The sequence below is a fragment of the Cellulosilyticum sp. WCF-2 genome, from assembly GCF_003990395.1.
In the GTDB taxonomy this organism is placed as follows: domain Bacteria; phylum Bacillota; class Clostridia; order Lachnospirales; family Cellulosilyticaceae; genus Cellulosilyticum; species Cellulosilyticum lentocellum.
In genome coordinates this window covers 3,045,271-3,060,378 of sequence record NZ_CP034675.1, presented here as the reverse complement: position 1 = coordinate 3,060,378, position 15,108 = coordinate 3,045,271, and the positions used below count along the sequence as shown (strand labels likewise).

16 protein-coding genes and 1 pseudogene are annotated in these 15,108 nt (G+C 34.3%); 5 read left to right on the top strand and 12 right to left on the bottom strand.

All coding sequences use genetic code 11. The features are described 5' to 3' along the window. Positions 1-9 precede the first annotated feature (9 nt). Positions 10-93: pseudogene (locus EKH84_RS22955) on the bottom strand (hypothetical protein); the annotation flags it as partial. 240 nt (positions 94-333) lie between these two features. On the opposite strand from EKH84_RS22955, the gene EKH84_RS22520 reads away from it, so the two are divergent. The 5 genes from EKH84_RS22520 to EKH84_RS22835 all read left to right on the top strand — a co-directional run bounded on the left by EKH84_RS22520 (position 334) and on the right by EKH84_RS22835 (position 3,320). Further along, entirely contained in the window at positions 334-618 is a 285-nt protein-coding gene (locus tag EKH84_RS22520) for a transposase (protein ID WP_127066737.1), read from the top strand. After that, positions 591-1,217 (top strand): IS3 family transposase, encoded by a 627-nt coding sequence (locus EKH84_RS22840; protein WP_127068082.1) that lies wholly within the window; start codon positions 591-593, stop codon positions 1,215-1,217. Before EKH84_RS22520 ends, EKH84_RS22840 begins: the two co-directional genes overlap by 28 nt. A 530-nt stretch (positions 1,218-1,747) precedes the next feature. Continuing rightward, positions 1,748-2,098: a reverse transcriptase N-terminal domain-containing protein gene (locus tag EKH84_RS22510; RefSeq protein WP_243118592.1), complete on the top strand. Its 351-nt coding sequence runs from the start codon at positions 1,748-1,750 to the stop codon at positions 2,096-2,098. Positions 2,099-2,104: 6 nt separating this feature from the next. After that, entirely contained in the window at positions 2,105-2,956 is an 852-nt protein-coding gene (locus EKH84_RS13670; RefSeq protein WP_330547617.1) for a reverse transcriptase domain-containing protein, read from the top strand. A 130-nt stretch (positions 2,957-3,086) separates the two neighbouring features. Continuing rightward, positions 3,087-3,320, top strand: a complete 234-nt coding sequence (locus EKH84_RS22835; RefSeq protein WP_243118599.1) for an integrase core domain-containing protein — start codon at positions 3,087-3,089, stop codon at positions 3,318-3,320. A gap of 131 nt (positions 3,321-3,451) precedes the next feature. On the opposite strand, the gene EKH84_RS13660 is transcribed toward EKH84_RS22835, so the two are convergent. The 11 genes from EKH84_RS13660 to EKH84_RS13610 form a co-directional block, all read right to left on the bottom strand. Then, positions 3,452-3,643 carry a YwbE family protein gene (locus EKH84_RS13660; RefSeq protein ID WP_127066736.1) on the bottom strand — a complete coding sequence of 64 codons (192 nt, stop codon included), beginning with the start codon at positions 3,641-3,643 and terminating at the stop codon, positions 3,452-3,454. Positions 3,644-3,647: 4 nt separating this feature from the next. Beyond that, the gene (locus EKH84_RS13655; RefSeq protein ID WP_127066735.1) at positions 3,648-4,196 is read right to left on the bottom strand and encodes a dihydrofolate reductase family protein; all 549 of its coding nucleotides are present in this window, start codon (positions 4,194-4,196) and stop codon (positions 3,648-3,650) included. Between the two features lie 19 nt (positions 4,197-4,215). Then, positions 4,216-4,515 carry a YciI family protein gene (locus tag EKH84_RS13650; RefSeq protein WP_127066734.1) on the bottom strand — a complete coding sequence of 100 codons (300 nt, stop codon included), beginning with the start codon at positions 4,513-4,515 and terminating at the stop codon, positions 4,216-4,218. Between the two features lie 309 nt (positions 4,516-4,824). Next, entirely contained in the window at positions 4,825-5,733 is a 909-nt protein-coding gene (locus EKH84_RS13645; protein ID WP_127066733.1) for a hypothetical protein, read from the bottom strand. Between the two features lie 22 nt (positions 5,734-5,755). Next, a complete protein-coding gene (locus EKH84_RS13640) occupies positions 5,756-10,174 on the bottom strand; it encodes a cellulose binding domain-containing protein (protein WP_190283333.1) in 4,419 nt (1,472 codons plus the stop codon). 231 nt (positions 10,175-10,405) lie between these two features. After that, a complete protein-coding gene (locus EKH84_RS13635; RefSeq protein WP_127066731.1) occupies positions 10,406-11,812 on the bottom strand; it encodes a recombinase family protein in 1,407 nt (468 codons plus the stop codon). Next, a complete protein-coding gene (locus EKH84_RS13630) occupies positions 11,763-12,941 on the bottom strand; it encodes a recombinase family protein (protein WP_127066730.1) in 1,179 nt (392 codons plus the stop codon). Before EKH84_RS13630 ends, EKH84_RS13635 begins: the two co-directional genes overlap by 50 nt. 108 nt (positions 12,942-13,049) lie before the next feature. Next, complete coding sequence (locus EKH84_RS13625; RefSeq protein ID WP_243118598.1) at positions 13,050-13,730, bottom strand: peptidoglycan recognition protein family protein; 681 nt, start codon at positions 13,728-13,730, stop codon at positions 13,050-13,052. After that, entirely contained in the window at positions 13,708-14,127 is a 420-nt protein-coding gene (locus EKH84_RS13620) for a phage holin family protein (protein WP_127066729.1), read from the bottom strand. The genes EKH84_RS13625 and EKH84_RS13620 overlap by 23 nt, the downstream gene beginning before the upstream one ends. Before the next feature lie 14 nt (positions 14,128-14,141). Continuing rightward, positions 14,142-14,615 (bottom strand): hypothetical protein, encoded by a 474-nt coding sequence (locus tag EKH84_RS13615; protein WP_127066728.1) that lies wholly within the window; start codon positions 14,613-14,615, stop codon positions 14,142-14,144. Between the two features lie 9 nt (positions 14,616-14,624). Further along, positions 14,625-15,098: a hypothetical protein gene (locus EKH84_RS13610; protein ID WP_127066727.1), complete on the bottom strand. Its 474-nt coding sequence runs from the start codon at positions 15,096-15,098 to the stop codon at positions 14,625-14,627. Between the last annotated feature and the right edge of the window lie 10 nt (positions 15,099-15,108).

The window sequence follows — 15,108 nt, the reverse complement described above, 5'->3', positions numbered from 1 at the left end:
TGCTATTAGCGGGTTAGTATGATAAGTATTTACTTCATCACCATCTATTAATCCATCATTATCACTATCAGGCTTAAAAGAATCTGTCCGAATTGTATATTCTTCAAGATTAGTTAAGCCATCATTATCAAAATCTTCATCTGCATCATTTATTCCATTATTATCAGTATCACTTAATGTAGGATTTGTAATAAAATCAAAGTATTCGTAATTATCAGGTAGTCCATCATTGTCTGTATCTATTTTTGTTAAGTCAGTGGATCTATATTAAATAAGTAGACACGATTTGATATTAGTGATTATATTAAAGTAGACACAAAAGGAGGTGCCCACATGGCAACTAAACAAACTCGTTATGATGAAGATTTTAAAAAATCAATCGTTGCACTTTATCACAATGGCAAAACTCAGACTTCACTCTGCCAAGAATATGATATTTCACAGACTTCTCTCGCTAAATGGATTAAACAATATTCTACTGTTGAGACCGATGATGGCAAAGTCCTAACTGCTAAACAAATTAAAGAAATGCAAAAAAGAATGGCTCAACTTGAGGAGGAAAACCTCATATTTAAAAAAGCGATTGCTATATTCACGCCACACTCTCTGAGCGACTAGATGCTGTTTATAAACTACGCTTTCAGCATGATATCAAAACCCTTTGTCGTGTACTAAACGTAAATCTCAGCACTTACTATAAGCACTTCAACTCTGAATCTGCTCCAAGAGTAAGGGAAAACCTAAATATCAAACGTGTCATTCTTCAGATTTATTCTGACTATGATAAATGTCTTGGTGCTTATAAAATCACATATATCCTCAGTCGTGATTATGGTATAAACATCAGCGTGGGACGAGTGTACCGACTGATGCAATCAATGTCTCTTCCTAAAATGTCTACAGATAAACCTTGTAGAGTAAAACATCACGATCAGGGAGAATGCGATAATCACCTCCATCAGGAATTTAACCAAAAGGCTCCAAATCTTGTCTGGGCTAGTGATTTCACTTACATAAAAGTTAATGGTAAATGGTATTATCTTTGCATTGTCATGGACTTGTTTTCTAGAAAAATCATTGGTTGGCACATAGCTAGCAACCACGATGTCACCTTAACAATGTCAGCTTTTAATAAGGCTTATAAAAGCCGTCATGTTCAGTATGGACTCATATTTCACTCTGACCAGGGATCTGAGGTGCGACAAGAAGTCGCATAATATATTGCATTAATGCTACTCCATCCATTCGGAGTAATCCTATCGTGACTAGCGTGGATGGTAACGTCTGGGTTAGAAAGCTCACGAGACAATGAGGAAGTTCTAGGAGCCTAAATCTGGAATGACTACTAGGATAAGAAAGCTATGGAGAACGTAAAGTGAATCACTGTAGGAATCGTTACGCGGAGAAAGCGAAATAGGCTGTTACGCTTCGACCAAAAGGTACGGAGTCAAGCAAAGGTGTTCTGACTAGCCAATGCGAATGGATAAAGCACTCCCGGTTTAAAGGCGGCTCCTAAGGCTTTCACAATTATGTATTATGCGGAACTTGGTAAACCCTATAAGCTCCCATAAATTACTTATGGGTATCAATCCGCAAGGAAATGAAACGGCTTTGAGGGCAGAAGAAAGAGATAAAAAGCAAATGCCTTTATTGTAATGACAAAGGATAGGGGTTCAAAATTTGCCCCAACTCGAAAGAGTGCAGACTTATCTCATGGTATTTCTTAGCAGGAAAGGAATGTATATCTATGAATTTTAGTTATTCAACGACGGATAAAACCGAGAAGCTAAAAGACACACGCAGATGCTCAGAACAGTGGGAAACCATTGACTGGAAAATAGCAACAAAAGAAGTTAATAGACTACAAGTCAGGATTGCTAAGGCAACAGTTAAAAATGATATTAATAAAGTTAAAAGGTTACAGTATCTTCTTACACACTCATTCTACCCAAAGGCTCTTGCAGTTAAGAAAGTTACCTCTAACAAAGGCAAAAACACCTCTGGTGTGGACAAACAACTTTGGTCTACATCTTCTGCAAAGATGAAGGCAACTCTTTCTCTTACAGATAGGCAATATAAAGCAAAACCACTTAGGTGAGTCTATATTGAAAAGAAAGATAAGAAAAAGAAACGACCTCTGGGCATCCCAACTATGTATGATAGAGCAATTCAAACGCTTTATGCCTTTGCACTAGAACCCATAGCCGAAGTTAAAGGTGACAAGGTATCATTTGGGTTCCGAAAAGGAAGAAGTGCAAAGAATGCTTGTGAACAAATTTTCTGCGTACTTGCAAGAAAATGCTCACCCCAATGGATACTTGAAGGAGATATAAAAGGATGTTTTGACAATATAAACCACGAATGGTTACTAGAAAATATACCTATGGATAAACGTATAATGAAACAATTCTTAAAATCAGGATTCATCTATAAAAGTGTTCTATTTCCTACAGAAACAGGCTCACCACAAGGCGGCTCTATTTCCAGTCTTTATGCTAATATGACACTTGATGGACTTGAAAAACTAATACAAGAACATTACCATCGTAATTCAAAAGGAAAAATAGAAAATCATTATCGAGCCAAAACTCAAAAACAAGAAGACTTAATCAGGAGATTAAATTCAATACTAATAGGATGGACAAACTACCATAAGCATGTCGTCGCAAGTCGTACATTCTCGTATGTAAACAATACACTTTATCTTCTATTAGAACAATGGGCTAAACACAGACATCCCCAGAAGAACAAATGGTGGCGACTTAACAAGTACTGGCACAGTAAAAATGGTAAACCATGGGTATTTATGACTGATAAGAACTATCTTATTAACCTAAGAACAATTGATATCAGACGTCATCCAAAGTTACAAATATCTAGAAATCCTTTTATAGATGAGAAATACTTTATCAAAAGAAGACTAAGACTACAAACTGTTGCCGCCAGAAATGGTTAAGAAATGCTTGAGCCGTATGAGCGGGAAACTCTCACGTACGGTTCTTAGATGAGGCAAAGGGAGCAATCCCTTTTTCTTAATCGATTATACTGCTTTTGCATTTAGAAATCTCTTAGATTCCTATAATGTTGTGCAGTCATTTTCTAAAAAAGGATACCCTTTCGATAATGCTTGTTGTGAGAGTTTTTTCAAATATCTCAAAAAGAATCGCACCAATCGCAGAAACTATCATACCTTAGAGGAACTTCGACTAGATATTTTCGAGTACATTGAAAATCTATATAACAATCGTCTTCCCCACGGTGCGATTGGATATAAAATGCCAAATGAGTTAGACGCAGAATACTGGGATCAGCACGCATAATTGTTGATCTCAACAAATTTTTTCGTTACAAATCGTGTCCAAACTATTGACTATACTCCAATAGTTAGTCTAAACTTCAATGTTATTAATAGGCCTACTATTACCCCTCTACATATCTTTCATTAGTAATCTTACCTTACTTCCTTCACCCTGCCTACCATACCACTCTCAAGCATTACTTTTATACCATGATGATGCTCAGGTGAATTGGTAAGTATCTTTTTCACTATTCCTTCTGTTAGCTTATCAGTACGCTGGTCCTGCTTTTGAACAACTAGAACAGTTGCCCCTACTTTAATATTACTTCTCTTTGTACCATCCATGTTATTAATCCTCCACTACCTTTTCTCTTCTTTCATACACAACATCCATCATGCCATTATAACTTTGTGTACTGACTAATTTCAACCTAAGCTCTTGGTGCACTTTATCAAAAAGGCGAATACCCTCACCCAACAAAGTAGGGATAATCGTAATGTGGTAACGGTCGATTAAATCCTTCTCTATTAACTGATTTGCAATACTAGCCCCGCCACAAATCCAGATAGCCTGTCCTGATTGGTTCTTCAATGCCACTATAACTTCTTCTAAAGGCTGATCTGTAAATACAACCTCTTTTGTTGAAATCTTTTGCTGATGGGTTAGCACATAACTTTTCATCCCTTTATATACCCATTCATCAGGAGATAATTCTGTTACAACTTGATGATACGTCTTCCAACCCATTACTACTGTATCAACTGTTTTAATAAACTCTGGATAACTTCCCATCTCCTTACTACTAACCTCTTGACCACCCAGCCATTCTACACCACCTTTTGCATCTGCAATGTAACCATCTAAGCTCATTGCAATATATAAAATTACTTTTCTCATAATTGCCTTCCTTTATATATTACTTTTTATTAAACCACTCACTAGGTGATTCGTTAAAATAATGAGCTGAAAATTCTACAACTCTATACGTCTGTATTTCGTTAACCCTAAAAGGCTCATTTGACAAATATTCCTCTATCTTTTCAATTGATTCATCTTTCATAACAAATATGCCACCACTCATATCTTTCTTAAGGCCAGACATAAGGATTACACCTTGATCCGTAGCCATTTGGGTATATGCCATATGATCTTTCATAATCGTATCATTTATTAAATGTGCATCTTTCAATGTGCCTTCAACCATAAAATATTTCATCTGTATTCTCCTTTAATACCACTTTAATAGAATTTATTTTAAACCTTTCAACAATATCCTATACTTTTTCGCGTTACTGCTGAATTACGCCAAATAGTTCGTACCCCCGCCCCCTAAAGATATGTTTCCGCAAATACTACTTACCTCTAAAAACACACAAAAAGGCTTAAAGCATAATCACTCTAAGCCTTGGTTTTACTAGGGTTTATTTAGAAAGCTTCACTACAGTCTCAACATGCCTTTGCACAAAGTTAGAAAACTATTTGGCGTTAATAGTAGGAATATACCCCCGGGGTGAATTGAAATCCTCTATTTAATATTATATACCACCATTTTAGGCCAATAAAAACTTGTTCCATCAGTAAATGGATCTGAAGGATTATCAGGAATAAAGTCATATAAGAAAAATAAATAAACAATTTTTTCTATATCCTTAATGTTAATAAGATCATTGCTAACTTCTTTTTCTTCTTCATCAAAATCATCATGACTAACAGTAACTTTTCCATTCTTTTCAAAAACATAAAGAAAACCCTCATATGCTCCATCATTAAGAACCTCTAGTGTTTGATTATTCGAATCAATATTAATGCTAGGTTGCCAAAGCCTTGATACGTCACTAGGATAATAAAAAACATGTATGCTTCTTGGTAGTTGATTAATAGAACTATTAATTTCCATAACTTCTGTCAATTTTTCATCAGCTTTCTTACTTTCTGCCTCATACCTATCAATTTGTTCAGAAATCAATTTAAATTGTTTTTTTGTAAGTCCATTTCTTCCACTCTTATAATCTATTAATGATTTATTTGGGATAAAAATAATATTATTAAGATATTTCTCCTTTAAATTTACAAAAGGAGATAGCATTGTCCCAGGTGGATAATCTTGTGGAATTATTTTATTCTGCTCCTTTATGTGCTTTATGAGCGTTGCTTCTTTACAGACTAAATCCTCCACATTTACTTGTAATCCTTCTTTTTGTTTACGTTCGTTATAAAGAGCTACTAACGTATTATATGCTACCTCATATGTCTCAGGAACATAGATCATTCCTTCTGTTTTAGTAAACCCATCTCTCCACTTTATGTGTTTGGGTCTATCTTCCTCTTGTATTGTTTGTACATCATCCTTGTTCTGCATACTACTCATACCACTTGCTCCATAGATTCCTAATCCAATCAAAGCTATACAACTAATTAAAATAATTTTTTTCACCTATCTCCCTCCAAATTATCATTTATTCCTTGACCGAGTATTCTATATCATCTAAAATCATTTGTACTTCTTCGTCAAGTTCTTGCTCATCTGTACTTATAAGACTATAGCCTACTTGAGAAGGATTACTCTGATACTTCATTATATTGACTGGTATGATTTCATGTGTATTGGGGTCATATTCAAATACTTTCCACAAGGTTCCTTTCCCTGGATTTGTGGGTACCGAAAATACTTTAGGTGTAGAAGAATTACTTGTATATACTTCTACTACTGCGTTTGAAAAAGATAATTCAGAAGAATCACTCGAATGTTTATTGCTATAATCATGTACATAATAAGCATATCTTACTCCTGAAGCAACAGGATTAGTGAGAGTTATTGTCTCTGGTCCATAGCTACTAGTATCATCCACATCTAAATCTACATTTAAGTTGTTATTTGTTGAAGTGTAATTTTTATTTGAATAAAATACATGAAACCTATCTCCGCTGATATTACTTGGGCCTACTAAATGAGCATCTAAATCACTTGGTGTTGCTCCCCAACGCAGTACTATCCTAATTTGATTGCTTTTTAGCCTTCTTGACAGAACCCCATCTTGATTTCTGATTGTTTTATTGCCTAGAACTTTGACATTAATAATTCCCTTAGAATAACGTAACGATTCATCTGGCAGATCTGTACTTATGTCTAATACCTCTAGGGTATAATTTCCTGCTGGTAATACTATTGAATATGCACCATTTTTTGTATTAATTATGTTACTAACTTTATCTCGTGTATTATTAATTCCTTTTCTAACTTTAATTTGCAAATAATGAGATATTGCAGTACCTGTCTGTGCATCTCTTATAGTTCCTTGAACAGTGCCGTTACCCTTACTGTAATTTGATATAAGTTCCAATGCTAAATTATATGTAATCGTATTTTCGCTATCTACAGTAACATATTCTTCTACTTCCATATATCCTGTTTTGGAAATAACCAGCTTATATTCTCCTAATGGTAGGTCTGTAAACATATACATTCCATTAGCATTAGTACTTACTGCTTGAGTAATACCCCAATTCTGTCCTAATCCCCATATTTTTACTGTAACATCAGCAAGTGGAGTATTATTAGACATGTCCATATCATCATCTGCCTTAATAATTTTACCATGTAGTTTAGAACCTGAACATTTAGCTATTTTCAAGTCTAGTGGTACATGGAAATTAGAAGATTTGCTATATTTAGCGGTAATATACCCTGCTTTTTCCACAAAAATTTCATAAGTTCCTGCTATTAGCCCTTGCACTTTAAAAACTCCATTTGCATCTGTCATTACTATCTGTTGTTGACTAATATATTTTTCTTTTGGCACTATTGTTACTTTAGCCTCTGGGACAAGATTATAATTTGTATCTTTTATAGTTCCAGATATATCATATTTTTTTCTATTCATATTTACATATAACTTACGTGTCTCATTACCTATATTTACTTGTATTTTTCTTATACTATATCCATTCTTTAGATAAGTTACAATATATTCTCCTGGTTGCAAATTATTTAATTTATAATTCCCACTTGCATCTGTTTTTGCTTTTAAACTTTTTCCCTTGCCTTCTACTGTAATTTCAACATCTGCTAGTGGTTTTCTATTCTCTAAAATTGCTTGTGGTGTATCCGTAATAGCCTCAGTATCTATTTGTTCTTTCGTTCGGTCGTCATATATTCTACCTGTGATTCCTGCACTTGTCCATTCAAACTCTCTACTATATAAGTTAGTTTTAAATAAGTAATCTTTCCATTCAATTTTTGCATCTCCAATAGTTGTTTTAGCTTTTAACCTTAATGCTAATTCAGCAAAGGCATCAACAGATGTTTTTCCTTTAACACTTCCAACCACATTAAACTTAGGAATAAATTCTATTTTTCCATCCATCTCAGCCGTTGCTCCCATTTCAACGCCTAAACCAAGAGTTGTTGGCATAATTCCTCCTAACATAACTCCAACTTGTCCTTCTAATCCACTTTTTACTGTGGCTTCACCTTTTCCTTCTATATAAAATTCATGTTCTGCAGGTTCTTTTGTTTGACTATAAATTAATTTTTTATCAAATCCCACATCAATTGCATTAGATGTACTTTGCACTTTTTTACTATCAACTACTTCCACTACTGTTTTGTAAGTTTCATTAAACTTATACACGATATCCATCGTGCACTCTATTTTCCCCTCCAAATTCATGGTCAACATAACTACAGCAATAGGGTCAAGTGTATGATCTTGGCTATAACCTTCAATATTAGTTACTGTATATCCAACAGGAAATACAGGTTTCAAATTAATACCCACGCATCCTATCACAAAATTATTACTCATATCTACACCTTGAACTGTGCCTTCTGCTATTGTGTAATCAAATACCGCTAAGCTTAAATCTCTTTTATTTTTAAATTTAGGCAGGCCTTTCGTCAAGTCTTCAATATTAAATTTACCAGCATATGATACGGAAAACTCCGACACATTCCCGCATTCTATAGAATATCGCATCTGTTCTGGTAATATTGTTCCTTTCCACGTATACTCAAACTTAGGTGCCAATTGCCTTAATCCAAATGTTCCTGTAATTTTCATTTGATCATTTTTAGTCTTTAAATCCTTATCATCGTCATAAATCACAGTATCTTTTAATCCAAATAGAAAGTCTATTTTACTATTATTTCCATCAATGATAGGTTTAAATTCATTAGCTATTTGTTTAGCAAAAAATTCACCTCTCGACATATTAGCAGGATTTAAACTCGTCCTTGTTGCAAACGTAACGTTATCTGTATTATTTTCTACAATGCTATTTGAATCTTTTACAACTAAATCCGAATCAAATGTTGAAAAAGCTATAGGGTTTTCCAGGTTAATTTGATCTGCTCTAATACGCATATCAGAATTAAACAAATCCTTTAAACTTGCTTCAGTTGTATAAATGACATAATATAAATCATCATCATATTCTTCTGGTGGATATTTTTCTCTTAAACCACTATCAAAATTATTATAGGTCAAGTCATCTGATAATTTTGCATAGCCTAAAATCACTTTAGCAAATGGCATAGGATTCTCTTCATTGGGTGGAATAAACACAACCTGTCTTTCTGCTAATTCACCCATTTTTAATGCTTCTAAGAGTGGATTGCTATCTTTTACCAATAATACTGTTTGATTCTCAATAGTATCTTCCGATGTATTATTTTCATCTTCCCACACACCTACAATTGTTTCTATTATAGCATCCGCATCTATTCTTGTTGGAATATATAACTCTTCTGCCATTTGAAGTTCAGTACTAACATAGTCAATAACCAATGAGTGGTTTATAGCTACTTGCCCATTAGTAATTGCCTTGATTTGAAGCTGATTTTGTCCTAATGTGATTGGCAAATCAGAAACTTTCCACTCTAATGTTCCTTCAGCAATCCCTGTAACAATCTCATCATCAGAATTAATCAATTCATAATGTATTTCTGTTATTTTTTCCTTTTCCTCTCCTTCGATATATCCATCTATCAATATATCTTCAGTACCAACAATATACTCACCACTATTTTCTTTGTCTTGATTGATTACAATTTTAGAAACATTTTTTTCTATCTGTCCTAATTGGTTTAGCACATAATTAGTAGGCTCACTATCTACATTTCCAGGATTTCCTGAAAAGCCTAATGTAATAGTTTGCTCTGGTGCGATATTAGCATTATATCCCGCATTTTTAATTATGTAATGCTCACCTTCATGCTCTACTATCTCAGCTGTCCAAAATCGTTCTATATTCCTATCAAAGTCAAATTCTAAAGTCCAGTCTTCAATTGCTTCTTCTGTATTATTTGTAATACTAATTTCTCCATTAAAAGCTTGTCCCCAATCACTAATTACTTTAAAGTCAATTGTGTAGTCTGTTTCCCCTACTTCTTGCTTAGCAATTAGTAAATCATAGCTTTCAGGAATATTAATTTCCTCACTACAATTTGCTTGAAAGCCAATATTTACACTACTACCTGGTGTAATATCTTGATTATGCCCCATATTCTTAATAATATAGCTATTAGCTTCATGTGTTACAATCTGAGCATTCCACATATTAGTTATTTCATGCTCAAAGTCAAATTTTAATGTCCAATTTTCTAGTGGTTTATCACTAGTGTTGGTAAGTACAAATTCTCCTTGGAATGCTCCTGGCCATTGATTTACCACTTTAAACTCTACTTCATAGCCATCTCCAACATATTTATTGGGATTAATTTGTATAGCTCCAGGTGTAGTCGTTTGTGTATCTACAAGTGCTGATATAGGTACTGATGCATCTTTTGTTGTTTGTGCAAATAGTTGAACAGGCAATGATGTCATCGTTAGAGCAAATGCAAGTGAAAAGGCTAAAAATCTTTTTCTGGTTTTCAAATAGCAACTCCCCTTTATAATTATTTTCTGTATAATTATAATATTTAAATTAACAAAATTTTGTCCAAAACTGTCGTATGTACTTTTTTCAGTAGAAAGTACTAAATGTATGTAATATTTTGTAGTTGTTATGCTTAATATCAAAATGAACACCATTTTAGGCTTAATTGCCAAGATGGTGCTCACTTCATAGCTATATTAGCTTAAATTTAATTAGTACTTCCTAAACTTTTAATTGTTATTTTTACATTGCATACTTGTACCATCCAATAATGTAATGTACATTTTTCCTTTGCCATCTATTACCTTTATTTGATCTAAAATCTTTAAGCATAAGCTTTCATCAAACTCGCCTGTCATAGATGTTGGTTCCAATATCCGTATAAACATCTTAAACCTGTATTGTTTTAATGCATTACTATCTTCTAACTCAGCTCTCCACTTGTCTAAGAAATGTTGCTTATTTTCTACTAATACATTAACCACCTCCATAAAAGCCTTTTTCAACACTTCTTCATCAACATGCTTACTATCACATCCTTTTACACCTTTAGTCCTATATCTATTACTGCAAATCCAAACCTTTCTTTTATTCTTACCACCATCATTCATCCAAGTCTTTCTACAGTAAACAGTTCCACAAACACCACATATGACTTTGCCCCAAAAAGGTAATCTTGTATCTAACTTCTTTATATTATGTTCTTCACAAAACTTCTTGCGTCTTTCCATCTCTAACTGAACAGCTTCCCATGTTTCAAGTTCTATGATAGCTGGGTGGCTTTCTTCTACATAGTATTTGGGTACTTTACCAGTATTCTTTACACGCTCCTTTGTTAAGAAATCTACTGTATAAGTCTTCTGCAAGATTGCATCACCTTTGTATTTTTCGTTTCTGAGTATGCTCTTTATTGTGCTCTCATACCACTTACTTGTGCCATTCCAGTTTTTAACCTTCTCTTCTTCTAGCTCTCTTGTAATATGGGCTGTACCTTTTCCATCTAGGAAATCCTTATAAATCCTTCTTACAATGACTGCTTGCCTTTCATTGATAATAAGATTGCCTTCACTATCTTTGTCATAACCTAAGAACTTCTTTTCATTAATAGTCACTTTACCTTGTTCAAACCGTCTTCTTACACCCCATGTAGAGTTGAGGCTCAAACTTAAGCTCTCTTCTTGCGCTAAGGAGCTTAGGATTGTGAGGAGCGTCTCACCAGTAGAATCTAAAGTGTTAATACCTTCTTTTTCAAACATAATCCCAATGCCTAACCCCTTAAGCAGCCTTACATAGTTTAAGCAATCAAGGGTATTTCTAGCAAATCGGCTAATGGACTTGGTGATAATCATATCTATTTTATTAGCCTTACAATCATCTATCATTTTATTAAACTGATCCCGATTTTTTGTACTGGTACCTGATATACCTTCATCTGCATAAATACCTGCTAGCTCATATTCTGGATTAGCCTCTATTTTTTCACGATAGAAACGTGTTTGAGCTTCGAAAGAATTTAACTGCATTTCTTGATCCGTAGATACTCTGCAATAAGCCGCTACTCTTTTCTTTATAACTTGGGTCACTTCATTAGTCGTTTCTTCTGTTATTACTGGTATAAGTGTAATGCTTCTTGCCATTCTTCATCCACTCCTTCACAATAGTTTCTCCTTTTATATTAAGCCCATCTAGTATTCGTTCTTCTATAGCAGTCCCTGAGCAGACAGCCTTTCCATTTTTAATATAATTGCTACATTGCCACATGATCTTTTCACATGGCTTTCCACTGTTCCAAACTCTTCGTTGTAGCTTACAGCCACACTTACTGCAAATGAGCAGTCCTGATAATGTGTGTTTCTTGTTATTTACTTTTTTGTTTCTACGTCTTATTTTTAATTCTTTTTGAACCTGTTCCCACATTTCTACCGATACAATAGGTGAATGATTTTCTCTTACATAAAAGCTTTCTCTTTTATTGATATTTCTTTTATTCCTTTTACATAAATGGTCTGGTCTATAATATTTTTGTAGCAAAGCATCACCCTTGTATTTCTCGTTTTTCAATATTTCAAGAATAGTAGTGTCATGCCATTTTGCACCTGTTACTGTTGGAATACCTTGTGCATTTAATTCTTTAGCAATGATAAAGCTTCCTGTACCCACCAAGTAATCCTCATAGATACGCCTTACTATCTGAGCTTCTTTTTGATTAATAACCAAGTCCCCATATTCGTCTTTGTCATATCCTAAAAAGCGCTTTGTACTAATAATGAGCTCTCCTCTTTCAAACTTCTTTCTAATGCGCCATTTAATGTTTTCACTCACGCTTCTACTTTCTTCTTCTGCAAAAGCAGAAAGGGCAGTAAGCATAAGCTCACCACCCATTGATAGAGTATTTAAGTTCTGTTCTTCAAAGTGTACTTCTACACCTAAACTTCTTAACTCTCTTATATATTGCAATACAATAGTCGTATTTCTTGCAAACCTAGAAACTGATTTTACAAGGATTAGATCTATTTTCCCTTGTCTACAAAGTGACATCATCTTTTGAAACTCTGGTCTATTATCCTTAGTACCTGAATAACCTCTGTCTGCAAAAATGCCCGCAAACTCATAGTCTGGGTTAGATTCAATTTTATTTCGATAATGAATGGTTTGGTTTTCTAGTGAATCTGCCTGATCTAAACTATTGGTAGACACCCTAGCATAAGCACAAACCCTCTTTTTAACTATTGGTGTAGCTTCTGGTTCTAGTATAGTAACCTGCATTGTTTTTGCTCCTTTCATTTAAGCTACTACATTCATCACTCTAGTGTTGCTGTAAGTCAAGCATAAAAAATGAGGGTGACCCACTGAGCCACCCCCTTATATCATCAACTATTTAATTGTAACTACAGGCATTTTCTTCTCTTTATCATACCCGATATCTATATGATCATCTGCTAAATCCCGAAGCTTAATGTAATGAGTTTCATCTATATTAATAGTACTCACTTGTTTTTCTTTTCCATTAAGTTGAATGGTTATCTGTGTGATAACTTCTTTTTCTAATCGCTTATTAACATCATTCTTTAACTGTACCCATGCCTCATTGTGCGAAACATAATATTGGGGGCAATTCTTACCTGTCACATCATAATGCCTGATAACATCTGTAAGAGGATTAAGTTTATATCGCTTGCAAATATCAGCTACAAGTTCTATTAAGGCCTCATAAGTAGGTGAAGTAAATTGTCCCTCCCAATCTTTATGGCAAACCTCTATGCCAAGGTGCGTACCATTAGCTGAACTAGCATGATAGGCCATTTCATTTTCAGGTATACAAGCCACAACCTCTCCTTCTAGTCCTACAATGTAATGAGAACTGGCATAGATCATACTACCATTACTATTTTTCTTTCCTACTTTCAGCCCTTCGAAGTAATTACGATTAGCCTGAGCAGAAGAGTTTGGATTGGCCACCCAATGAATTACTACTCCTTTAACAGCTTTTATAGCTATTTTAGGTCTAGAATATTGATTAACCGTTATATAGTTATTCTGGATGTTCATCTTCATCACTATCCTTTTTAAGTTGCTCTAATACTGATTTGATTTTCTTAGGAATAGGAAGCCCCATACGTGTTGCATTTTCTAAAATACTAATACCTTCATTAGAACTATAAAATAATATGATTGCCGTTCTAAGAGCAGTCCCAGTTCCTAATAACTTTGAATCTATAATATGTCCTATTGCTACTAACATAAAGATACTGACTTTTTTAAAAATCCCTTTGAAGCCTATTTCACTAGAAAGTTGACGGTCTACGATAGCAGCCATGACCCCTGTCAAATAGTCTATCAGTACAAAAGCTATTAATGAATAAATGAGTCCATCAAAGCCACCCATTATCCCTCCTATAAAACCGCCTATTGTTACAATGGCTATTCTAATTCCTTCTATTAAATCATTCATCTTCTGAATCCTTTCTATTTTAATCCTAAAACCATGGTTTCACGTAATTGCATCTGCATTCCATCTGACATATTAAGCCTTTTAGCTGACAATTCAAAACTGTATTGGTATTGATAAACTAAAGGTGGATTGATTGTTACATCTTCAAAAATCTCCCATAGCTGTCCTTCAAAGACAACTTGACCATCTACTGTAATTTTCATAGTTGCCTCAGGTGTAGACTCCCAATCATCACCTTCAAAATCATATAGGTCATAGCCACCAATCATGACATAACCTTGACTTGGCATATAAATAAAGCTACTAGATAGCAAAGTTGTATAGCTAAACTCATTAAGGTAAGTAATCACGTTATCATAGTAGCTTAGATTAATAATTTCTAATACTTCAGGTAAAGGAAGCTTATTTCCACTACTACCTCCGCCTATTCCAATACCTGTAGCTAACAAGCCACAAAGTATGCCATTCTTAAATGCTATATCATTCATTTCACTTACCTACCTATATCCAATAATCATAGTTTGATAAAGTTGTAACCCCATACTATCTGTTAGATTCAGCCTCTTGGCTTCTATCTTAAAAGAACTCTGATAGCTAAAACCTCTTACTTTCTCTACAATAGGGTCTGGAAAATATGCAGTTATATCATCTTCAAAGATTACCTTGTTATCAGTAGTAATCTTTAATATAGCCATAGGTGTTTCACCACTATAATCATCTGGATCTTCAAGTTGATAGGCTCCCATCATCACAATGCCACCTTTTTTAGGAATGTAACTAAAATCACTACTGAATATAGGGACATAACTATCAGCACTCAAATAATTAGAGCCTTCTCCTAAATCTCCGCTATAGTAGGCGCAGTTAACAAACATTAATGTATTCATATCTGGTAAGCCGCTACTGGAGGCTCCGCTTGAGATACCAAAGGACATCAGTGTACTTAGAAAGCCTACGTCAAAGTCTTGCATCCATCTTATC